Origin of the sequence: Kineosporia sp. NBRC 101731 (assembly GCF_030269305.1) — a bacterium.
Lineage (GTDB): Bacteria > Actinomycetota > Actinomycetes > Actinomycetales > Kineosporiaceae > Kineosporia.
In genome coordinates, this window is the sequence record NZ_BSTC01000003.1 from 443,418 (window position 1) to 463,028 (window position 19,611).

Annotated in this window: 21 protein-coding genes and 3 pseudogenes; 9 read left to right on the forward strand and 15 right to left on the reverse strand. The window is 68.2% G+C overall.

What is annotated here, in order from left to right; genetic code table 11:
• Positions 1-69: 69 nt before the first annotated feature.
• Both QSK05_RS11930 and QSK05_RS11935 read right to left on the reverse strand, forming a co-directional pair.
• The gene (locus QSK05_RS11930; protein WP_285597108.1) at positions 70-2,148 is read right to left on the reverse strand and encodes a PAS domain-containing protein; all 2,079 of its coding nucleotides are present in this window, start codon (positions 2,146-2,148) and stop codon (positions 70-72) included.
• Positions 2,148-3,317, reverse strand: coding sequence for an HDOD domain-containing protein (locus tag QSK05_RS11935; RefSeq protein ID WP_285597110.1), 1,170 nt, complete (start codon positions 3,315-3,317; stop codon positions 2,148-2,150). Before QSK05_RS11935 ends, QSK05_RS11930 begins: the two co-directional genes overlap by 1 nt.
• A gap of 173 nt (positions 3,318-3,490) precedes the next feature.
• On the opposite strand from QSK05_RS11935, the gene QSK05_RS11940 reads away from it, so the two are divergent.
• Entirely contained in the window at positions 3,491-4,675 is a 1,185-nt protein-coding gene (locus tag QSK05_RS11940) for an HD domain-containing phosphohydrolase (protein WP_285597112.1), read from the forward strand.
• A gap of 42 nt (positions 4,676-4,717) precedes the next feature.
• On the opposite strand, the gene QSK05_RS11945 is transcribed toward QSK05_RS11940, so the two are convergent.
• Positions 4,718-5,287, reverse strand: a complete 570-nt coding sequence (locus QSK05_RS11945; RefSeq protein ID WP_285597114.1) for a hypothetical protein — start codon at positions 5,285-5,287, stop codon at positions 4,718-4,720.
• 124 nt (positions 5,288-5,411) lie between these two features.
• On the opposite strand from QSK05_RS11945, the gene nhaA reads away from it, so the two are divergent.
• Positions 5,412-6,725, forward strand: a complete 1,314-nt coding sequence (gene nhaA, locus QSK05_RS11950) for a Na+/H+ antiporter NhaA (RefSeq protein ID WP_285597116.1) — start codon at positions 5,412-5,414, stop codon at positions 6,723-6,725.
• A 511-nt stretch (positions 6,726-7,236) separates the two neighbouring features.
• Here nhaA and QSK05_RS11955 read toward each other — a convergent pair.
• Positions 7,237-7,797: a hypothetical protein gene (locus tag QSK05_RS11955; RefSeq protein ID WP_285597118.1), complete on the reverse strand. Its 561-nt coding sequence runs from the start codon at positions 7,795-7,797 to the stop codon at positions 7,237-7,239.
• A gap of 62 nt (positions 7,798-7,859) precedes the next feature.
• Here QSK05_RS11955 and QSK05_RS11960 point away from each other — a divergent pair, with 62 nt between their 5' ends.
• Both QSK05_RS11960 and QSK05_RS11965 read left to right on the forward strand, forming a co-directional pair.
• Complete coding sequence (locus tag QSK05_RS11960) at positions 7,860-8,483, forward strand: TetR/AcrR family transcriptional regulator (protein WP_285597120.1); 624 nt, start codon at positions 7,860-7,862, stop codon at positions 8,481-8,483.
• 12 nt (positions 8,484-8,495) lie between these two features.
• Complete coding sequence (locus tag QSK05_RS11965; RefSeq protein ID WP_285597122.1) at positions 8,496-8,993, forward strand: LysR family transcriptional regulator; 498 nt, start codon at positions 8,496-8,498, stop codon at positions 8,991-8,993.
• Here QSK05_RS11965 and QSK05_RS36315 read toward each other — a convergent pair.
• The 4 genes and pseudogenes from QSK05_RS36315 to QSK05_RS11980 all read right to left on the reverse strand — a co-directional run bounded on the left by QSK05_RS36315 (position 8,961) and on the right by QSK05_RS11980 (position 11,399).
• A complete protein-coding gene (locus tag QSK05_RS36315) occupies positions 8,961-9,575 on the reverse strand; it encodes a DUF6036 family nucleotidyltransferase (protein ID WP_352300933.1) in 615 nt (204 codons plus the stop codon). The genes QSK05_RS11965 and QSK05_RS36315 overlap by 33 nt on opposite strands.
• A 62-nt stretch (positions 9,576-9,637) precedes the next feature.
• Positions 9,638-10,228 carry a helix-turn-helix domain-containing protein gene (locus QSK05_RS11970; protein ID WP_285597124.1) on the reverse strand — a complete coding sequence of 197 codons (591 nt, stop codon included), beginning with the start codon at positions 10,226-10,228 and terminating at the stop codon, positions 9,638-9,640.
• A 76-nt stretch (positions 10,229-10,304) separates the two neighbouring features.
• Positions 10,305-10,417, reverse strand: a pseudogene (locus QSK05_RS36625) (enterobactin ABC transporter permease); the annotation flags it as partial.
• A 100-nt stretch (positions 10,418-10,517) separates the two neighbouring features.
• Positions 10,518-11,399: a helix-turn-helix domain-containing protein gene (locus QSK05_RS11980; RefSeq protein ID WP_285597128.1), complete on the reverse strand. Its 882-nt coding sequence runs from the start codon at positions 11,397-11,399 to the stop codon at positions 10,518-10,520.
• Positions 11,400-11,546: 147 nt separating this feature from the next.
• Between QSK05_RS11980 and QSK05_RS11985 the strand changes: the two are divergent.
• Positions 11,547-12,533: pseudogene (locus QSK05_RS11985) on the forward strand (aldo/keto reductase).
• Between the two features lie 99 nt (positions 12,534-12,632).
• On the opposite strand, the gene QSK05_RS11990 reads toward QSK05_RS11985, so the two are convergent.
• The 3 genes from QSK05_RS11990 to QSK05_RS12000 all read right to left on the reverse strand — a co-directional run bounded on the left by QSK05_RS11990 (position 12,633) and on the right by QSK05_RS12000 (position 13,964).
• Positions 12,633-12,860 (reverse strand): DUF397 domain-containing protein, encoded by a 228-nt coding sequence (locus QSK05_RS11990; RefSeq protein ID WP_285597129.1) that lies wholly within the window; start codon positions 12,858-12,860, stop codon positions 12,633-12,635.
• A gap of 382 nt (positions 12,861-13,242) precedes the next feature.
• The gene (locus QSK05_RS11995) at positions 13,243-13,371 is read right to left on the reverse strand and encodes a hypothetical protein (protein WP_285597130.1); all 129 of its coding nucleotides are present in this window, start codon (positions 13,369-13,371) and stop codon (positions 13,243-13,245) included.
• A gap of 254 nt (positions 13,372-13,625) precedes the next feature.
• A complete protein-coding gene (locus QSK05_RS12000; protein ID WP_285597132.1) occupies positions 13,626-13,964 on the reverse strand; it encodes a hypothetical protein in 339 nt (112 codons plus the stop codon).
• Between the two features lie 27 nt (positions 13,965-13,991).
• On the opposite strand from QSK05_RS12000, the gene QSK05_RS12005 reads away from it, so the two are divergent.
• The 3 genes from QSK05_RS12005 (at position 13,992) to QSK05_RS12015 (ending at position 15,211) form a co-directional block, all read left to right on the forward strand.
• Entirely contained in the window at positions 13,992-14,381 is a 390-nt protein-coding gene (locus QSK05_RS12005) for a helix-turn-helix transcriptional regulator (protein ID WP_285597133.1), read from the forward strand.
• A 90-nt stretch (positions 14,382-14,471) separates the two neighbouring features.
• Positions 14,472-14,999: a DUF5753 domain-containing protein gene (locus tag QSK05_RS12010; RefSeq protein ID WP_285597135.1), complete on the forward strand. Its 528-nt coding sequence runs from the start codon at positions 14,472-14,474 to the stop codon at positions 14,997-14,999.
• A complete protein-coding gene (locus QSK05_RS12015; RefSeq protein ID WP_285597137.1) occupies positions 14,996-15,211 on the forward strand; it encodes a DUF397 domain-containing protein in 216 nt (71 codons plus the stop codon). Before QSK05_RS12010 ends, QSK05_RS12015 begins: the two co-directional genes overlap by 4 nt.
• A 78-nt stretch (positions 15,212-15,289) precedes the next feature.
• Here QSK05_RS12015 and QSK05_RS12020 read toward each other — a convergent pair whose 3' ends face one another.
• Both QSK05_RS12020 and QSK05_RS36320 read right to left on the reverse strand, forming a co-directional pair.
• Complete coding sequence (locus QSK05_RS12020) at positions 15,290-16,099, reverse strand: hypothetical protein (protein ID WP_285597138.1); 810 nt, start codon at positions 16,097-16,099, stop codon at positions 15,290-15,292.
• 97 nt (positions 16,100-16,196) lie between these two features.
• Positions 16,197-16,400: pseudogene (locus tag QSK05_RS36320) on the reverse strand (iron chelate uptake ABC transporter family permease subunit); the annotation flags it as partial.
• A 26-nt stretch (positions 16,401-16,426) separates the two neighbouring features.
• On the opposite strand from QSK05_RS36320, the gene QSK05_RS12025 reads away from it, so the two are divergent.
• Entirely contained in the window at positions 16,427-17,290 is an 864-nt protein-coding gene (locus tag QSK05_RS12025; protein WP_285597140.1) for a PstS family phosphate ABC transporter substrate-binding protein, read from the forward strand.
• 3 nt (positions 17,291-17,293) lie between these two features.
• On the opposite strand, the gene QSK05_RS12030 is transcribed toward QSK05_RS12025, so the two are convergent.
• Both QSK05_RS12030 and QSK05_RS12035 read right to left on the reverse strand, forming a co-directional pair.
• Positions 17,294-18,517 carry a hypothetical protein gene (locus QSK05_RS12030; protein ID WP_285597143.1) on the reverse strand — a complete coding sequence of 408 codons (1,224 nt, stop codon included), beginning with the start codon at positions 18,515-18,517 and terminating at the stop codon, positions 17,294-17,296.
• Between the two features lie 82 nt (positions 18,518-18,599).
• Positions 18,600-19,307: an MOSC domain-containing protein gene (locus QSK05_RS12035; RefSeq protein ID WP_285597144.1), complete on the reverse strand. Its 708-nt coding sequence runs from the start codon at positions 19,305-19,307 to the stop codon at positions 18,600-18,602.
• Positions 19,308-19,611: the final 304 nt, after the last annotated feature.

Genomic DNA, 19,611 nt, shown 5'->3' on the forward strand with positions numbered 1-19,611 from the left:
AGGCCGGGCCCGGAGATTCGGGCCCGGTCGGTTCTGGCTGGTCTGTTCTGGCTGGTCCGGCGGGTCTGGTCAGGCTGCGTCGTCGACCGGGGCATCGGGTCGCGCGTCGGGCAGGTCGATCGTGAAAGACGTTCCCTGCCCGGGAGCAGAGTCCACGACGATGTTGCCGGCGTGCTTCTGGGCGATGACGGCGTAGGCCATGCTGAGCCCCTGCCCGGTACCCCGGCCGACCGGTTTGGTGGTGAAGAAGGGGTCGAACACGCGGCGCCTGACCTCCTCGTCCATCCCGGGGCCGTCGTCGCTCACCACGATGCGCACGCCTTCGGCCGTTCGGCGACTGGTGATCAGGATGTGGCCCAGATCGTCCCGGCCCACCTGGGCCCGCTGCTCGTCGATCGCCTGGGCCGCGTTCACCACGATGTTCAGCAGCACCTGCTTGAGTTCGCCCTCGTAGCAGGCGACCAGCCCGACCGCGTCCGACAGGTCGAGTTCGACATCGGCCACGTAGCGCCATTCGTTGCGGCAGACCTGGATGGTGGTGCGGACGGCCTGGTTCAGGTCGGCCTCGGCCCGGCCCTGCCCGGGATGCGAGAAGTCCTTCATCGCCCGGACGATCTGGGCAACCCGGGTGAGGCCCTCCTGGCTCTGGCTCAGGGCGCTGGGGATCTCCTCGGCCAGGAAGTCCAGGTCGATCGCGGCCAGCGCGCTCCGGGCGGCGTCCAGGTCGGAATCGTTCTCCAGCGTCTCGCGGGTGATCGTCAGGGCGTCCAGAATCTCGCGGAAACAGCTCACCAGGAAACCGGTGTTGTCGGAGACATACTGCACCGGCGTGTTGATCTCGTGGGCGATACCGGCGGCGAGCTGCCCGATCGACTCCAGTCGGCTGGCCTGGGCGAGTTGTTGTTCCAGGGCGGACAACTGGGTGACGTCGGCCGCCACACCGATGACGCCGCCGATCACGCCGTCGTCGTCGGTCTGCGGCAGCACACTCAGTAACAGACTCCGCCAGCCGGACCCTTCCTTGGCGGAATTGATGAGCACGCGCTGGTTCTCGCGCGGCTGCCCGCTGAGGAGCACGGCCGTCTCGGCGTCGAGCAGGACATCGGTCAGGTCGTCGGAGTGGTCCAGCTCGCCCTCGGTACGCTCCAGCACGTCTTCGGGGCGCGACAGGCCCCGCAGGGACAGGAACGCGGGATTCACACCCGCATAGCGCAGATCGGCGTCCTTCCAGTAGACCAGATGCGGAATGGCGCCCAGAACCTCCGCCAGCAGGTTCTTCTCGGCGTGCAGCTCCTCGGCGAGCAGCCGCGCGTGGCGGTTCGCGGCCCGTAGCTGCTCGTCGGCGCTGCGCTGATTGGTGATATCGCGTTCGATGCAGATGAAGAGGCCCGCCATGGATCCGTCTTCGGTAATGGGCCGGATCTCCATCTGCACCCAGTAGGTGCGGCCGCCCTTGCTCTGGTTCGGTACCTGGAGGTCGGCGCTGCTGCCCTCGCGCAGTGCCTGCTCGAACGCGGCGAAACCCTTGCTGCGGGCGAACGGGCCCGGCACCAGGTCGCTGCGGTGCCGGCCGACCACCTCCTCGACGGGATACTCGCTGATCCGGCTGAAGGCCTCGTTCACCCATTCGACCCGCCCCTGCGCGTCGAGGATCACCACCGCGCTGTCGGTGTGCCGCGCGACCAGCGCGATCATCTGGGCCTGGTCGGCGGTGCGGCGCTGCTCCTGCTGCACGTGCAAGGGGCCCGTGATGTCGACGATGGTGACGACGGCGGCAGCCTGCCGGTCGCCGTGAACCGGCCGCAGTCGCACCACCACCCGCTCCGTGCCCTGACCGGCCGGCAGTTCACCTTTCACCTCCATCGGAGGGCCCCCGGCCAGGACCAGGTCCAGAGCCGCCGCCAGGGGTCCGGCCAGATCGGAGGTCAGGGAGCGGGCCCGGCTGAGCAGGTTGCCCCCGTGCGGGCCGTGTACCGCCCAGCCGGTTCCGGCGGCCATCTGGTCCCACGCGCAGTTGGCCTCGAAAACCTCACCGTCGCGGGCGAGCACGCCGATCCGGCCGTCCAGGCTGTCGAAGACGTGGCGCATCAGGGCGTCGTCCGGCGTACCCGGGGCGGGCAGGTCGGAGTGCACGTCGGAAACGCTCATCAGGCGGTCACCTCCATGACGGGAAGGGCACGGGCGATCTCGTCCCAGTGCCGGAAACGGGCGGCCGTCACCTGGTCCGGTGGTGGGTCGGGCCAGATGACGTGTGCATCAGGCACATAGCGACTGCTGAAATCCATCACCTCCTCGGCCGGGGTCGGGCTGCTGCCGGCCGGTAGCGGAAGGTTCGCCACGGCATGGACGACCGAGGGGGCGAAAGCCCACAGGCCCAGGAGATAGGCGCTCGCCTGGGCCACCGTGCAGCCGAAGTGCTCCCGTTCCAGGGCGGCCATGTCCGGCGGAGTGACGGGAGAGCGCTCGGCCAGTACGGCCGCCAGGGCGTCGGCCTGTTCGGGTAGACCCTCGGTCAGCACGAGGCGTCCCACATCACGTAGCAGACAGGCGAGTGCGACGATGTCGCACTCGTACGCGGGCCATCCCTCGGCGTGGGCCACGGCCCGGGCGATGCCCGCCCGGGCCAGCGCCCTCGACTGCAACGCACGCACGTCGAGGTGGCTGCTCAGGTCGGCGCTGACCCGGAAGACGTGCCCGGTCAGGATCAGGGCCTGGATGTTGTCGAGGCCGAGCAGGGAGACCGCGGTGCGGACCGTGACGACGGTTCTCGGCAGGCCGAAGAAGGCCGAGTTGACCAGTTTGAGCAGGTCGGTGGTGGCGGCGATGTCCCGGCTGATGATCTCGGCGATCCGGTCCAGGCCGGTGTCCGCGGCGTTCATCGCCGAGACCAGCTCGTGGTAGACGACAGGCAGGGAAGGAACCGACTCGATCCCCCCGATCAGCGCCCGCAGGTACGGGTCGGTCAGTTGCCGCTGCACCTCGAGCGTGCGCTCCACGGCTTCTACGAGCACGTTCACCTCGCACGGTTTGGCCAGGAACTTCTGCGCCGAGCGCACGACGGCGAGGACGGCGTCGATGTCGGCCTGGCCGGAGAGCACGATGCGGGCGGTTCCCGGTGACCGGCGCTGTACTTCGGTGAGTAGGCGGGCACCGTCCATCCCGGGCATCCGCATGTCCGAGACCACGGCGTCGATACCGCCCGCGTCGATCATCTCCAGAGCCTCTGGGCCGGAGCCGGCGAAGCGGGTCTGCCAGGTCGGCCGGTGGCCGTGCAGCGATCGCCTCAATCCGGCCAGAAGGTGTGGCTCGTCGTCCACGAAGAGGACGCAGGGCGCCTTTTCGCCACAGTTCGGGTCTTGGTGTGCCATCGAGCTCCCCTGGTCCTCGCCGACCGACTACTACGCTAAGTAAGGGGCGGATACGTTGAGTTTTCAAGGGGCGTGGCCCACACTGGCGGCGACACGCACCCGACAATGAGGCCGAGGCGACGATGAGCGTCAATGAGCTGACTCCCGTCCTGATGGTGGACGACGAACCGAACGTCCTCGACGGCTACCGCCGGTCTCTGCACGGGCGCTTCCGGGTGGTCACGGCCAAGTCGGGTGCAGAAGGGCTGGCCGCCGTCGAACGTGCGGTCAAGGCGGGCAAACCGTTTCCGGTGATCGTCTCGGACATGAAGATGCCGGCCATGAACGGCGCCGAATTCCTGGGCAAGGCAAGGGCGATCGACTCCGACGCGGTGCAGATGCTGCTCAGCGGCCAGGCCGATCTGGAGTCGACGATCGCCGCTGTGAACAACGGCAACCTCTTCCGGTTCCTGTCCAAGCCCTGTTCCGGCGACGACATGGAGGCCGCGCTCACCGACGCGGCACGCCACCACCAGCTGGTGCGCGCCGAGCGGGAACTGCTCGAGAGCACCCTGGCCGGAGCCGTCGACGTGCTCACCGAGGTCCTCGCGAGCGCCAGCCCGGAGGCCTTCGCCCGCACCCGGCGGGTGCACGACCTGGTGACGTCGGCGGCCAAGAGCCTGAAGCTCTCGGACTGGCGCCTGCCTCTGGCCGCCATGCTCAGCCAGGTCGGTGCCGTGGCCGTGCCTCCGGACGTGCTCCAGCGGGCGCTCACCGGAAAAGCCCTGGCTCCTGAGGAGATCGAGGTCTACCGGCGCCATCCGGAGGTGGGCCGGCGGATGCTGGAGAAGATCCCCCGCCTGGAGGACATCGCCCGGTGGATCGGCGACCAGCCGGTCCGCCCGCCGGCCTCGACCGAGACCGGTATGCCGTCGGACGACCTCGACTGGGACCGGCCGGCACCCGAGGGCGCGGAGCCGGCCGAGGTGCTGCTGCACGCGGCTCTGGTGCAGGTCATCCTGGTGGATGCGGGTGTCCCGGTGCGTGAGGTGTCGGTGCTGCTGGCCGAGTCGGGACGTCATCCGAAGAACGTGCTCGACGCCCTGGCCCGGGCGTCGTCGTCGCTGGCCCCCCAGGGAGTGCGCCGCGAGATCACCGTCGACTTCGTCGCGCCCGGGATGGTGCTCCTCGAAGACGTCGTCACCCGCACGGGAATCGCCCTGATGCGCAAGGGTGAACGCATCACCGAGGCGACCGCGATGCGGCTGGACAACTTCGCCCGCACGGTGGGGATCTGTGAGCCCGTCGTCGTGCAGGACCGCGCTTGATCGCGCCTGATCGCGCCTGATCACTGCGACGTGGCGTCTGCCTCAGACGTAGAAGGGCTGAGGCTGGGTCGGGTCGGCCTTGACGATGTCGAGTTCGGGGATGGCCCGGAGGTCTTCCAGGGCGGCTTCGGAGGCGCCGATGCCGGCCCAGTGCTGGTCGACGTCTTTGGCGATGCACCAGGTACGGTCGGCGGGCCAGATGAAGGCGGGAAGGGGCGGGTCTTCGTCGGACGGGGTGCCCCAGTCACCGAGGTCGGTGAGGGCTCCCTCGAAGAGGTGGTAAGTGCGGTGGGGGACCCGCACCAAGGACGCGGTATCCGGGATCGGGGTGCCCCAGCCGTCCCAGAGGCAGAAGTAGGCCAGTTCCGGGGTGGTGGTGTGGCGGCTGAGGACCTTGAGGGCCAGCCGCAGCCGGTCGTTCCCGGACAGGGCGCTGGGGAGGTCCGGTGCGTCGGCCTCGCTCTGCCAGGTGCCCTCGGGATCGGGCAGGAAGAGCAGACGGGCGTGGGCGGACAGACTGCTGGGGCCGAAATCGGCGATCTGGGGCCAGTCTTCCTCGCTGCCGGTGATCCAGGAAGCCGCAGTTCGTTTGGGTGAGGGCGTCAAAGGCACCGGGGCATCTTCTCAGGTACATTCCGGCCGCCGAAGTGAGAGGTCACCAGCTATAGTGACTGGCGGTGCGCCGGGAAGTCTGGTCGGCAAGGTCTTTGTCGATCCTTCCTGAGGAGTAGCGCCCATGTCTTCACCCCGTTCTGGCCCTCGCTTGTTCGGCCGCGGTACCTGGCCCGAGTCCCGGCGGATCGCCGACGTGCTGCGCAAGGAGACCGTCGGGGGTGCGCTGCTCCTGGTCGCAACCGTGCTGGCGCTGGTCTGGGCCAACTCGGCCTGGTCCGGCGGGTACACGTCACTGCGCGACACCACGGTCGGGCCGCACAGCCTTCATCTCGACCTGACGCTCGGGCAGTGGGCTGCCGACGGTCTGCTGGCGATCTTCTTCTTCGTGGCCGGGCTGGAACTCAAGCGCGAGTTCGTCGCCGGTGACCTGCGCGATCCCCGCCGGGCCGCGCTCCCGGTCACCGCTGCGATCGGCGGCATGATCGCGCCCGCCGTGATCTTCGTGCTGGTCAACCGGGGCACCGGAGACGGCGCGCTCCAGGGCTGGGCCATCCCGACCGCCACCGACATCGCCTTCGCCCTGGCGGTGCTGGCCGTGATCAGCAGTCACCTGCCGGTGGCCCTGCGCACGTTCCTGCTGACCCTGGCCGTGGTCGACGACCTCCTGGCCATCGTCATCATCGCCGTTTTCTTCACCTCCGACCTGAGCCTCGTACCGCTGCTGCTCGCCGCGCTCACCCTCGGCGCCTTCACCGTCCTGGTCCAGCGCCGCGTGCGTTCCTGGTGGCTCCTGCTGCCGCTGGCCGTGATCACCTGGGCCCTGGTGCACGCTTCCGGTATCCACGCCACGGTCGCCGGGGTCCTGCTCGGGTTCGCCGTGCCGGTCATCCGCAGCCAGGCCGCGGGTGGCCCCGACGCCGGCCCGGGACTGGCCGAGCACTTCGAGCACCGGTTCCGGCCGATCTCGACCGGGTTCGCGGTGCCGGTCTTCGCCTTCTTCTCCGCCGGTGTCGCCGTGGGTGGCCTCAGCGGTCTCGGCGATGCGCTGCGTGACCCGATCGCCCTCGGGATCATCGCCGGGCTGGTCGGCGGCAAGACCATCGGCATCTTCACCGCGACCTTCGCCATGTCCCGTTTCACCAACGCGAAGCTCGACGAAAGCCTCAGCTGGATCGACGTCTTCGGCCTGGCCCTGCTGGCCGGGATCGGGTTCACCGTGTCCCTGCTGATCGGCGAGCTGGCCTTCGGGGCCGGAAGCCTGCGGGACGAGCACGTCAAGGTCGGCGTGCTCGCCGGCAGTCTGCTCGCGGCGGTGCTGGCCACCGTCGTGCTGCGGCTGCGCAACCGCACGTACCGTCGTCTGCACGAGGCCGAGAGCGCCGACCGCGACGGTGACGGGATTCCCGACGTCTACCAGGGAGATCCCACGGGATGATCCGTGCCTACGAACCGTAGGTGCTCGGCTGCCCAGCTGATGGGGGCCGTTCAGCCCGTCGAAGCGGGCCCGGTGTCCTGGCTCGGTGCGCCTGGGCTCTCACGGTTGTGTGGGTAGGGGCGAGTGAGCTTCGGGCCGGGTGCATCTCGTGGCCGTCCACGGAGAGCTTCGTCCACGGAGGGTTCTGAGTGTCGCCACCGGCACCACGAGTCCTGGGGCAAGGGCCTCAGCGTTGTGTACACCTGGTACATCCGGTACCGGATGTACCAGGTGTACACAACGCACAGGCCTCGCTCCTGGCATCGAGTCCTCTCGGCGAGCCCGGGTTTCGGGAGGCATGCCGACACCCGGGCTTATCGCACGACCACTGCGGCCGACGGGGTCTGCCGATCAGGGCTGGTCCGGTGCCGGCGGAACCGAGGTGAGCAACCGCGTCCTCAATGATCGGCAGTCGCAAGCTTTCGGGGTCGGTCAAGGAAAGCCGGTGCGTCCGGACAGAGGACGCACCCCGTCAGAAATAGTGGGGTTGTTCCTGGGTCGGGTCAGCTCGCACGATGTCGAGGCCGGGCACGGTCAGGAGTTCTTCGACAGCGGCCTCGGAGGCGCCGATGCCGGCCCAGTGCGGGTCGATGTCGCGGGCCACGCACCAGGCGTGGTCGGCCGGCCAGACGAACGCCGGGGGCGGTGGGTCTTCGTCGTGGCCCGGAATCCATTGCCCGAAAGCACTCAGCGGGCCCTCGAAGAGGTAGTAGGCGCGGTTGGGGATCTCGACCTCGGCGGGCCCGGACCCTTCGGGGACGACGCCCCACCCTTCCCAGAGGCAGAAGTAACCCAGAGCCGGGGTGCGGGTGTGGCGGGACAGGACGTCGAGGACCAGGCCCAGCTGGCGGTGCTCGGAGATCGGCGGAACGTCGTTCTCGCCCCCGCCCGGCTGATCGGGATCGGGCATGAACCGCAGCCGGGCGTGCGCGGGCAGGCTCAGCAGCCCGAATTTGGCGGTGTCGGACCAGTCTTGTGCCGCTCCGGTGATCCACGAAGCCGCAGACAGATGGGTGGAGGGCAAAAGGGACATGGGTCCAGCGTGACAGACAATGGCGGTTAACGACTGAAAGGTTACGTGCGTATTATCAGGGGGTGGAGAAGACCGGGACGACCCGTACACGTAATCGCCGGGGTGAGGGCGGCCGCCTGCGCGAGGAGATCATCCAGGCCGCCATCGACCTGCTCGACGAGACCGGCGACGAGCGGAATCTGACGCTGCGCTCGATCGCCCGCCAGGCCGGTATTGCGGCACCGTCGATCTACAAGCATTTCCCCGACCAGCCGGCGATCATGCTCGCCGTCGTACAGAGCGCCTTCGGGGAGCTGAACGCATCCCTGCGGGCGGCGGACGCGGGGGACGACCCGCGTCGTCGGCTCGAGTCGGTCTGTCACGCGTACCTGAAGTTCGCGCAGACCCACCCCGAGCGCTACCGCACGATGTTCGGCGGGCTCTGGGTGCCGACACTGGGGGAGGGCACCTCGGTGACCGCGGACGACCTGGGCGCGCTGGGGGTGGAGAGCTTCGACATCCTCACCCGGGTGCTCGTCGACTGTGCCGCCGCGGGCCGATCGACCAGTCAGGACCCGGCCACCGACGCCGTCGCGTTGTGGCTCGGCCTGCACGGCCTGGCCCATCAGCGGGCCGTGACGGCGGCCTTCCCCTGGCCCGCCGACATCGAGCACCGGCTCGTCGCCGCGCTGGCCCACCTCTCCTGACCGGCCGCCACAGTGGCTGATCTGGATCTGCGCCGGCTGCGGTACTTCGTGACGCTCGCCGCCACCCTGAACTACGGCCAGGCGGCGCAGACGCTGCACATTACCCAGCCTGCTCTCAGCCGGTCGATCAGCACTCTCGAACGAGAGCTCGGCGTCACGCTTTTCGAGCGCTCGCGAGCGGGGACGAAGCTGACCGCGGCCGGGGAGTTGTTGCGGGACGAGGCCCAGGCGCTGCTGCACTCGGCGCAGGCCCTGCAACAGCGTCTGCGCCAGGCCGATCGCGAGAGTCTGACCGTGGGTTTCATGCCCGGCCTGATCCTCACCCCGCTGGTGCGGCATCACGATGCCCCGGCCCGCGGCGACCTGCTCGAACTTCTCCTCCACCGACGGCGGCGCCTCGCAGGCAGTGGCGTAGGTGCGCCGAGAAAGAATTGGCTGACTTCACCGGCGATCGCCACGACGAGACGAGCATGGCCTCTATCGACCGCTGACCGGGTCATCGACGGATGAAATCACTGGTTTCGTACCGCCTCCGCCGCACGGACTGCGATGGCGCCCCTCGCCAGGGCCTCGGTTCGTACGTCCTCGTAAGGTACGCCCAGCACCTGCTGTAGCGAATCTACATCTCCGTAAACGCGTTCTAGCAGGTCGGCGTACTCGTCGGCGGTGGCGTTCAGCATGTTCCATCCGGCGCGCCAAGGCGACGATGTCCGGAACATCTTGCCTGCGCATGGCAATGAGCTTCATGGCGAGAAGGTGTTCGGGCGGCGCGTAAATAACTTTGAGACCTGGCTCTTCGGGTGCCGATAGGTCGCTGGGTGCAGGAATCCACGGGCGGGCCGCCTGATTGAGCCAACCGGGTGCAAGCTTTTCGTTGATCGCGATCTTACGGGCTTCCTCCAGTACCGCAGAACTAGTGGCCAGAACGTCAATATCTCTTGTACGTCTGTCGCTTTCGATAGATAGGGCAATGGCGGCACCACCGACGACGTAAACCGCTGCCGCAATTCCACGCTGCTGCAGGCTGGAATCCAGCAAGCCGAGCAGTCGCTGCATCTCGTGTCCGGTGAATTCGGTGGATGAGCTGCTCATCGAAAAGGCCCCCTTGCGTTTGCGTCAGTGATGACAGCCTGCCTTTCAGGGCCGGGAGGCCGTCAAACGGTTGTCAGATCTCGGCTCGAGACATAGACCCTGCGCAGGGCCAGCCAGGAGGGCGTGGAACGACGGACGCCTTCCTCGTCGAGCAGTGGACTGTCCAGGATCCAGTCCTCGGTGAGGACGGCCTGCTGCATCCAGTCCGGCGGCTCCATAGAGAGGCTGCGGAACTCGTGCTCCATCACTGCGGCAAGAAAGACGTCCCACTCCGGCCGGTCGGTGCTCGGCGGTATCGCTTCCCAGGCTCCCGCCAGTTTCGGACGTGTGTGGAGGGCTTCATGAACGTGGTCACGAGCCTGTAGCACCAGTTTGAAGGCCCAGATCTCGTCGGGTTCGGCCAGGGCCTTCGTGATGGCGTCGGCAACAACCGGCGGAGTTGTCCAGCCGTTGTCCAGGGTCTCCCCGAGGGCGGCACCGATGCGTTGCGCTCGTAGGTAGAAAGCCGCGGACGGGACCGTTCGCCCGGACCGGTACGTCGAGAGTCGTGAAGGAGAGGTACCGAGCGCGGCCGCGAAAGCGCTCTGACTTAACCCGCTGGCTTCCAGAGCGCGGTTCAGTCCTCGGCACACGGCGGCGTGATCGGAGTCCATGAGTGCATGTTATCTGATCTGATAACCAATTGCGGGAAGTGGCAACGCGCCGCTATCCCTTCCTCCAGGTCAGCACCTACAGCAGGTACAGCCCGCACCGGGCGGCGGTCACCAGCCCGACCGGGATGTGGAAGGGACTGAGTAGGTGCTGGGCCAGGAGGTCGCCGCGCTGAGCAGCACCGCGCCCATGGTCAGGAAACCGATCGGATTCTGGCGCGGTCCGCCAGGCTTCACCGAGGAGGGCTGGGTGCGGCTCAGCGCCGACGACCTGGAGTTGCAGCGGTCCTTCTCACTGACGGGGTAGTTCGCTCGGGTTCTGGGTGGCGGCCCAGGTGGCCAGGAGGGCGAGGGCGTCGGCGTCCGGGCTGCCGGCGGGGGCGGTGAAGGTGACGAGGAGCAGGCCCGGGTCGGCGGGTAGTTCCAGCACCTCGAAGTTCAGGTGCATCTCGCCCACCGCGGGATGCCGGAAGTGCTTGGTGCCGAGCTGGTGCAGGCGGACGTCGTGGGCGGCCCAGCGCCGCCGGAATGCCTCGCTGCGGGTGGACAGTTCGCCGACCAGACCGCTGAGATTCTTGTCGTAGGGATTGCGGCCGGCCTCGACGCGTAACGAAGCCACGGCGTCGTCGGCGGCTCGTTCCCAGTCGGTCCAGAAGTCCTGGGCGCGGGCGTCGAGGAATGTGAAGCGGGCATGGTTGACCGGCCCACCGTGCAACCGGACGGAGCTGTCGAAGACGGGAGCGAAGAGCGCCCGGCCGAGGTCGTTGGCGGCCACCGTGTCGAGATAGGCGTTGTTGATGATCGCCGGAACCGCCGGCATCAGGTCGAGCAGACGCTGAACCGTGGGGCGGACCTGGGCGGCGATCGGTTTGCGGCGCCTGGCGCGGCCCGGTCCGGCAGCTGCGGCGAGGTCGAGCAGATGGCACCGTTCGGCCTCGTCCAGGCGGAGCGCCCGGCTCAGGGCATCCAGCACGCTTTCGGACACGCCGGCCAGGTTCCCGCGCTCGAGCTGCGCGTAGTACTCGACGCTGACCCCGGCCAGATCGGCGACCTCGCTGCGCCGCAGCCCCGGCACCCGGCGGCCACGGTTGACCATGCTGAGCCCCACCTGCTCCGGGGTGACCTTCGCCCGGCGTGAGGTGAGGAACGCCTTGACCTCGTCACGGTTGCTCACGTTCTCGAGCTTAGGCGCGTGACGGGGCGCCCGGGGTGGGCTGTCAGTACACCTGTCATCAGCGTGTTCCTTCTTCTTCCGGCCGGTCGTTACCTGGAGTCCGCCGCGGTTCATCGCGGTCAGGATCACCGGAAGGGATGCATCACCATGAAGAACGCCAAGCTCGGACATCTCGAGGTCTCCCGCATCGGTCTGGGCGCGATGACCATGGCCGGCACCTACACCAGCGAGGGAGCTCTGGACGACTCCGAGTCGATCCGCACGATTCACCGTGCTCTCGACCTCGGGGTGACGCACATCGACACCGCCGAGGTGTACGGGCCTTACCTGAGCGAAGAACTCGTGGGCCGGGCCCTGGCGGGTCGCCGCGACCAGGTGGTCATCTCGACCAAGTTCGGCCTGATCGCCCACACCGGGAACGGCAGCACACCAGGGGTTGCCGACAGTAGCCCGGCGAATGTCCGCGCTGCCGTGTAAGGTTCACTGCGGCGGCTGGGCACCGATCACATCGACCTGTACTACCAGCACCGCGTCGACCCGAACACGCCGGTCGAGGAGACCGCCGGGGCGGTGGCCGAGCTGATCGCCGAGGGCAAGGTTGTGCACTTCGGGCTGTCGGAAGCCGGGCCGGACACGATCCGCCGGGCCCACGCCGTGCAGCCGGTCACCGCACTGCAGACCGAGTACTCGCTGTGGACCCGCGACGTGGAGGACGAGATCCTGCCGCTGCTGCGGCAACTCGGTATCGGCTTCGTGCCCTACTCACCGCTCGGTCACGGTCTGCTCACCGGTCAGATCCGCACCGTCGACGACTTCCGGGACGACGACTGGCGCACGACCAACCCGCGGTTCACCGGCGAGAACTTCCGGCGAAACCTGGCCATCGTGGACGAGGTGAGGGCGATCGGGGCCGAAATCGGTGCCAGCCCGGCCCAGACCGCCCTGGCCTGGATTCTCACCCGGGGGGACGACATCGCCCCGATCCCCGGCACCCGCCGGGTCGCCCGCGTCGAGGAGAACACGGCCGCCGACACCATCGAGCTGACCGCGGACCAGCTCGAACGCCTGAACACGCTGCGGCCCGCCGCGGGCGAGCGTCACGACGAGGTGAACATGGCCTCAATCGACCGCTGACCGGGCTCTGTCGGACCGCCCTGGCGCATGATCTCGCTGAGCGGCATTGTCCTCCCGTGCTCGTTTCCCTGTCCCCCTGCAGGTCGTGCGAAGAAAGATTCAGTGGCCCGGCCGGCACCCGGAGGGCGCGAGATCGAATTCCCCGGCCTTGACGGCGTCGAGAAAGGCTCGCCATTCGTCGTGGGTGAAGGAGAAGGGCAGGGCCTGGCTCATTTTCGTGTCGCCTACCTCGATGCCGACACCTCGGCTGTCGACGCGTACCTGCACGCAGTCCCGGCCGCGGGCCGAGGTACTTGCCTTCTGCCAACGGCCGTCGGTCCTGAGCATGGTGATCCTCCTGATCGGTGAAAGTGCAGGGAACGGGCCCGGATCCCCGTCGAGCCCGCCCCCTGCTCGTGGCGCCGCTGCCCCTTCGGCGCCTCCATGTGTCCCGCTGGGCGTCCGGCATCCTGTGCCGGGGGCGGGTGGTTCTGGTGCTGGGCGGGAGCGGACCCCTAGATCCCGCTGGGGGTCCGCCCCGCCGGCGTCGCACGCCCGTCTATCGACGCCCTTCGTGCCCGCGGAGGGTCGGCGCCTCAGGGGTGCCGGCGGGTGGTGGGAGCCTCGCGACGGGCGCTGGGGAAGGGCTCAGCTGCCGTCGTGAGGGATGGTGGGTCCGACACGAATCCTGTTCGCGAGGATGGCTTTTTGCGCCGGGATCGGCGATGCTCTACGGCCTGTCGCTCAGCTCGGCCAGAAAGGTGTCCCGCTGGGTGTCCGTGAAGGTGACGCGGTGACAGTCGATACGCAGGCTGTGCACCACCTCGACGTCACCAGCGGCACGCTGACGAGCGGTCACGCTGTTGCTCGCGCTGGATCTGAACCAGCCGTTTCCGATTGATGTGGCTGAGGTGGGGACGAAGCCCCCTTCACCGAGTCGCATGTGCATCAGCTCTCTTTCGGTACTCCGAGGTCTGACCGCTGCCCCGACCCGCGAGGGGAGGGGACTGCCCTGCGCTGGTTCGACAGGGCCGGGGCCGGGGCAGCGGGGTTTACGGGGTGACTCCGAAGCCCATGGAAACGGTCACATCGCAGAATGTTTCCGTGGCCGAGCTATTTCTGGCGGCGTGTGGAGACGCGATCAGGATCACCCTCGACGCGCTGGGCCAGACCGCCGGTGGCCAGCCACTCGTCGATGTAGGCCTGCCGCAGTTCGGCGGCCGGGCAGGCCTGCCGGCGACGGCAGCTGCGGCACTGGCCGTGAGCGTCCGCGGTGTGGTCGTCCAGCACGCGGAGCACGGCCGTGAGCGCCTGCCGGGTGACCCGGCCCGCGGCCAGGTCGGCACTTCCGTCTCGGAGCAACTGCACGGTCTCGCCCTGCAACTGTTCCAGAAACGCGGTCAGCTCGGCATGTATGTGACGACCTGTGATGCCGGAGTCTGCGGTCGGCATCGGTGTCACGATGCGAAAGACGTCGTTGTGGTGCGCATTACCGTTGCACTGATTGATGTCAGCATCCTCGTTGCTCCCTCACGAGCGGTAAGTTCCTACCTACAGACCGTCGCAGTTGGGTCAACAGGAAAACAAGTATGCATTTTGTTGGGTCGGCAGCGCAGAATGAATGCCACGGATGGGGCCAAGGGGGCACAGGTGAAATCAAACGGGACCGGGCGGCACGTCTCACTCGCTCAGCGGCAGCTTTCGACGAAGCTGCGGGAAGCACGCGAACGAGCTGGGTTGACGCAGGGGGAGGTCGCCGAGCTCATGGGCGTTCATGTGATGACGGTGTCGCGGATCGAAAATGCGCATACGCCTGTGAAGAACGGTCAAGTTCTTGAGATGGCAAGGCTTTACAAGATGACCGATTAAGAGACTGATAACTTTCTCGCCCTCGCCCGGGGAGCCAAGGATCCGGGCTGGGCGGATAGACATCGAGACGTGATTCCGTCTCTCGTCTCCATGCTGGTCGACCTGGAGTCGGCAACGTCGGGCATCCTCGACTACGCACCGGAGATCCTGCCGGGTCTGCTGCAGACTCCCTCCTATGCGGAGCATCTGATCGGTCTGGCTGCCGATGTTCCTGCGGATGTCCGCCGCCAGAGGCTTGCCTACAGGCTCGAGCGCCAGCAGCGAATCTTCGCTCGTGCCGATCGGCCAAGGCTGCGCTTCATTCTTCACGAGGCAGTGCTGCGCGCGCGTGTTCCGGACCCGAACCTGATGCCCGAACAGCTTGCTCACCTGACGCGGTTGTCGCGGCAGAGGGGCATCGAGATCCGCGTGTGGACGTACGAGTCCGGGCTGCACCAGTGGATGTCTGGCGCCTTCACAGTGCTGCAGTCTGGCGACGGGAAGTATCCGCACGTGGTGTACACCGAGAACGCCGTTGAAGGGAGGTATTTGGATATTCCGAATCAGGTCGAAGAGTACGCCCGTCTTTTCGGTGTGATTCGTCGAAAAACCATCCCACTCAAGGAGTTCAAAGAATGACGGCAGAAACGCCGGACCCTTCCCTCTGGATCAAGTCGGGGCGGAGTGCGCAGAACAACAACTGCGTTGAGATGAGGCGCGCCTCGAACGTCGAGGTGCGCGACACCAAGCAGCGCGGGCACGGCCCGACGCTGCAGCTTGACCGTGGCGCGTTCGCGGCCTGGGTCGCCGGCGCGAAGTCCGGCGAGCTCGATCACCTGCTGAGCGAGTAGCAGGACGCGCGAAGAGGGGCCCCGGCCGTATCCCGCTCGGTCGGGGCCCCTCCGGGTTCACGACGCCTCAGTCCTCGGCTAACCCGCCACCCAGCCGCGGCCTCCGGGGTCGTAGTAGTACATCGGCCGGTCGGCGGCTCCAGTGGTGCGGAACGGGTTTCCGTTGTCGTCGATCTTCAGCGTGCCGTGCTCGCTGCCGGACGCCCAGTCGATCTTCAGGTACCAGGTGACGCCGCGGCTCGTGGCCTGGGCCGCGACCTGCAGTACCACCGGATCGTCTTCGCTGGTCTTCAGCGGTAGGGCCTGGGTCTCGGGGGAGGAGGGCACCGGGTGGAGCTTGTCCAGGTTCACAGTGAAGGTCGACGTGTCGACCGCCCCGCCGCACCCGTCGCCCAGCACATAGACGTTGCCGGTCGTGGGCGGGTCCAGCGCCTTGATCCTCCGCACGTGCAGTGCCTGGATCACGACCGTACGGTCATCGACACCCTGCACGGTCACCGCGAGGTCGTGATAGCCGGTGACGACTCCGTCCATCGCGGTGACCCAGGCCGGGGTGTCCTGCACATCGACCGGGGCCGCCACCTCGTCCGGTACCTGGTCCACCAGGATGTTTCGGCTGCACACGGTGAAAGGCGTGACCGAGACGTCGAGAGGGGCGGCGTCGGTGACGGGACTCGACTTCGCGGCCGGGGGCAGGGCCACCGGTGAGGGGTTGTCGTCACCGACGGCCAGAATCGTCAGCGGCACGGTGACGGCGAGGGTGGTGACGGCGATCCCCACCAGGATCCACCCTCTCCGTCGGGGAGTCGGCGCGGGCTCGATCGGCATCTCCGGTTCGCCGTGGGTGGTCGTGTGGAACATGCGATCCCAGTTGTCCCGCTCGCTCATCGGTGCTCCGATAGTTCGGCGATTCGTCCTGATAAATGACAGAACGGTGCATCCTACCGAGGCAGTACGACGTTCGATCACCACAAGGACGGGGCCTCAGCCCACCCAGCGCCGCCGTGGCCAGTCCGACCGGGATCTGGAAGGGACTGAGCAGGCGCTGGGCCAGGAGGTCGCCGGCGCTGAGCAGCACCGCGCCCATCGCCATCGAGGGCAGCAGGGCGATGCCGGGGGAGTGGGCGACCTTGCGGGCCAGCTGGGGCGCAGCCATGGCCGGGAAGCCGATCGGTCCGGACGTGGCCACGGGTGATGCTGGTCGGGAACGACAGGATGTCGGCCATTCTCGACGAGCTGAACCGGGAGTTCACGAAGCTCCATCCCGACGTGGTTTTTCACGGGGTGTACGAGGGGTCGTCGCCCGGGTTCCCGGCTCTGCTCAGCCGGGCCACGCCCTTCACCGCCCTGGCCCGGGAGGTGTGGCCGGCGCCGTTGGAGGCGTTCCGGGCCACGCACGGCCGGGTTCCGCGCAGTATTCGGATCGGCTACTCCGGGCACGGGCCGCGCGACAACGGCAAGACACCGCCGTCTCTCTACGTGCATCGCGACAACCCGCTGCCCGGGCTCAATCTGGCGTCGGTGGTCAGGGTGTTCGCCGACGGGGACCCGGCGGGTGACCTCACCCGCTGGTCGCAGCTGGGACTGGAGGGGCGCTGGGCGGGGCGGCGTATTCACGTGTACGTGCCCGACGACGGGCTCGGGTTCGTCGGGGGTTTCCGGGCGAGGTTCGTCCCGCGGCTACAGCTCTCGGTGCGCTGCGAGAACGTCGGTGGACGCGCGAACGTCGTGCGGGCGGTCGCGGACGAGCCGTTAGGGATCGGGCTGACCGGCTGGTGCGACGCCGGGAAGGTGAGTGATCGCGTGCGCCATCTGCCCCTCAGCCGCACCGCCGACGAACCGTTCGTGACCGCGTCCATCATCGACGTGGCGGCCTACCCCCTCACCTACCCACTGAATCTCTATCTGTGGGAAGACGATCGGGGCATCGACCCGATCGCCTACGCCTACTGCGAGCTCGCCCTCTCGGACCGGGGTCAGGACGTCGTGGCCCGCCAGACCCCCACCGAGGAGGGATACGTTCGGCTCAGCGACGGCGATCTCGAAGCCCAGCGCGCCGTGCTGCGCTCCTGGCAATGAATCTCATTCCAGGCCAGTCGAACTCATGATGATTTCGTCGGCCTGACGGGTGGTGGTCAGTGGCCGGGCGACCGGTGTGGGGGCCCGGCGGAAGGCCAGGGCGGTCACCGCGGTGCTGGGCGCGAGGCCGGTGAGGTGGATCGGTGAGTCGGGGTCGAGAGGCCCGAAGGTCAGGTCGCGGCCCCGGAAACGCTGCGAGCTCCCGGCCTGGGAGAGCGTGGCCCAGCCGCGCGGGCGCCGATCGAGAGTGATCCTGAGGAACCAGTTCCCGGAGTCCTGGGAGCCGAAGGGTGGGTACTGGCCCGCCGTCAGGAAGTCGCACAGGGGCTCACGTTCGAACCCCGCCGTCCAGCGGTCGGCCGCCTGCCCGGAGGTCACCCGGGCCCAGAACGCGTCCGGCACCTGCTGCGCGAGCAGACGCAGCCAGTGCCGGGAATCGCGCAGGGCCAGCGCGTAGGCGAGGTCGAAGGCGGCGCCACCGTCGAGATCGGTCTGCTCGCGCTGCTCGGCACCCTGGACCGCCTGCCATCGGGAGTCGAGATTGATGCCGCTGGAACGGGATCCGCGCACGCCCCGGGGCATCCGGCCGGGGGCCGGGAAGCGCCTGATCAAAGGCGCGACGAACAGGACGGGGATGCGCAGCAGGGCCGCCGGGGTGAGCCGCACCCGGCCGTGGGACGGGGAGGGGCTCTCGTGCGAGTGGTGCACCCCGCCGGTGAGCAGGCCGTCCGGAACCGGGGCACCCGGCCAGGTCTCGAGCCAGGTGGTGTCGCGGCGCGGTGGAGCGTCGATCCAGTTGCTGTGGCTGTAGAAGTCTTGCACCGCATGCAGTCCGATACCGATGAGATGCCGTGCGGCGGCTACATCGTCGTGCTTCCCGGCCTCGGCCAGGCCGATCCGGGTGCCGCCGAGGAGGCGGCGCCAGATCTCCTCGAGCTCGTCGCTTCCGGCCAGGTCGTCGAAGTGAATCTTGTCGAGCGACTGCTTGAGGCGGCGGGCCGCGGCCCAGCGGCGCGGACCACCGTGGGCCACCCAGATCGGGTGGTAGCTGTACAGGTCCACGCCGAGGGTCGCCCAGGACGTCTCGTCGGCCGCGGCCGGGCCCCAGCCCTCCTCGTCGCAGGCCTGCCGGGTCAGGTCGCGGTGATGCCAGCGGGCCTGGCCGACCGGGGCCAGCGGGTCTTCACTGCCGAAGAGCAGGGTGAAGGCCATCAGACCCGGGATCATCCGAAGACCTCCATCGCCGGTTGTCGCGGGTCCAAGTATCCCGCACCTGGCCGCTCTCCTCAGAGCTGTTCGTGCCCGCGCCTCAGGATCCGGCCCGGAACACCGGGCTGCCGACGGTCACCGGGCCCGGGGCGACGACCGAGCCGTAGACGCCGAGGCAGGTGTCGCGGTGCCGGGCGACGGCCTTCAGGACCTCGGGGGAGCGGTGGCCCGTGGCGGGGTCGATGTTGATGACGACGCACCGCTTGTCGCGGCGGTCCACCCGCATGGTCATCCCGCCCACACGCAGGGTGGCGCCGACCCAGGCGTCCTCGGGGAACGCATCGTCACCGATCGGCTCGACGACGAGGTTCGGACGGAAGCGCAGCACGTCGGCCGGGGTGCCGGCCAGGGTACCGATCTCCGTGACGGTGCGGGTCGAGACCAGGGACAGCGGCATGCTGTCGAACGCGCCCCGGTCGAGCTTCATCACCTGGGCGCCGAGCTCCTGGGCGAGCTCGGGGGAGGTGATCTCCAACTCGGCGTCGGTGGGGGTGCGCACCAGCACGGCCGACCGGTCCGGGCGGGTGGGATCCACCCAGCGCGGTCGGTAGGCGTTCAGGTCGTTGCGCTGACGCAGGGTCAGCCAGGGGAAGCCGTTGCGTTCCAGGTCGGGCCGTACGAAGGCCCACCGCCGGTCGCCGGGCAGGCCGTTCCAGGAGACGTCGGCCGACTCCAGCGGCTCGGCCGCCATCGACTTGACCGGGTACCGGAGGATCGCCGCGACCCGTCCCACCAGTTCGTCGTGCATCCGGGCACCCCTTCTTCCGTCGGAGGGGCGCCCTTGTTCCGGTCGGGTGTGGACGGAGCGTGGCGAACCGAGGTCCGTCGCAGCGCCTCTCCGTCTGCAGGAGAGGTCAGAATCTCATGGACCGGTTCTGGGTCATCGGGACATCCGACCGGGTGATTCGTCACCTGTGGGTCTTATGTGAGAAACGAGATCCGCAGATGGCCGGTGCAGTGCCGATGCTCGATAGAACTGGACATGCAACCACTCTCGATCGCGGGGGTCCGAGTTCGTTCGCAGGAAAGAGATTCCGGCCGTCAACATTAAG

Excerpts from the sequence above, each read along its gene's own strand:
- QSK05_RS11930 (WP_285597108.1), bottom strand. The coding sequence starts at position 2,148 with ATGAGCGTTTCCGACGTGCACTCCGACCTGCCCGCCCCGGGTACGCCG.
- QSK05_RS11940 (WP_285597112.1), top strand. The coding sequence starts at position 3,491 with ATGAGCGTCAATGAGCTGACTCCCGTCCTGATGGTGGACGACGAACCG.
- nhaA (WP_285597116.1), top strand. The coding sequence starts at position 5,412 with ATGTCTTCACCCCGTTCTGGCCCTCGCTTGTTCGGCCGCGGTACCTGG.
- QSK05_RS11955 (WP_285597118.1), bottom strand. The coding sequence starts at position 7,797 with ATGTCCCTTTTGCCCTCCACCCATCTGTCTGCGGCTTCGTGGATCACC.
- QSK05_RS36315 (WP_352300933.1), bottom strand. The coding sequence starts at position 9,575 with ATGAGCAGCTCATCCACCGAATTCACCGGACACGAGATGCAGCGACTG.
- QSK05_RS11970 (WP_285597124.1), bottom strand. The coding sequence starts at position 10,228 with ATGGACTCCGATCACGCCGCCGTGTGCCGAGGACTGAACCGCGCTCTG.
- QSK05_RS11990 (WP_285597129.1), bottom strand. The coding sequence starts at position 12,860 with ATGCTCAGGACCGACGGCCGTTGGCAGAAGGCAAGTACCTCGGCCCGC.
- QSK05_RS12000 (WP_285597132.1), bottom strand. The coding sequence starts at position 13,964 with ATGCCGACCGCAGACTCCGGCATCACAGGTCGTCACATACATGCCGAG.
- QSK05_RS12010 (WP_285597135.1), top strand. The coding sequence starts at position 14,472 with ATGCTGGTCGACCTGGAGTCGGCAACGTCGGGCATCCTCGACTACGCA.
- QSK05_RS12015 (WP_285597137.1), top strand. The coding sequence starts at position 14,996 with ATGACGGCAGAAACGCCGGACCCTTCCCTCTGGATCAAGTCGGGGCGG.
- QSK05_RS12020 (WP_285597138.1), bottom strand. The coding sequence starts at position 16,099 with ATGAGCGAGCGGGACAACTGGGATCGCATGTTCCACACGACCACCCAC.
- QSK05_RS12025 (WP_285597140.1), top strand. The coding sequence starts at position 16,427 with ATGTCGGCCATTCTCGACGAGCTGAACCGGGAGTTCACGAAGCTCCAT.
- QSK05_RS12030 (WP_285597143.1), bottom strand. The coding sequence starts at position 18,517 with ATGATCCCGGGTCTGATGGCCTTCACCCTGCTCTTCGGCAGTGAAGAC.
- QSK05_RS12035 (WP_285597144.1), bottom strand. The coding sequence starts at position 19,307 with ATGCACGACGAACTGGTGGGACGGGTCGCGGCGATCCTCCGGTACCCG.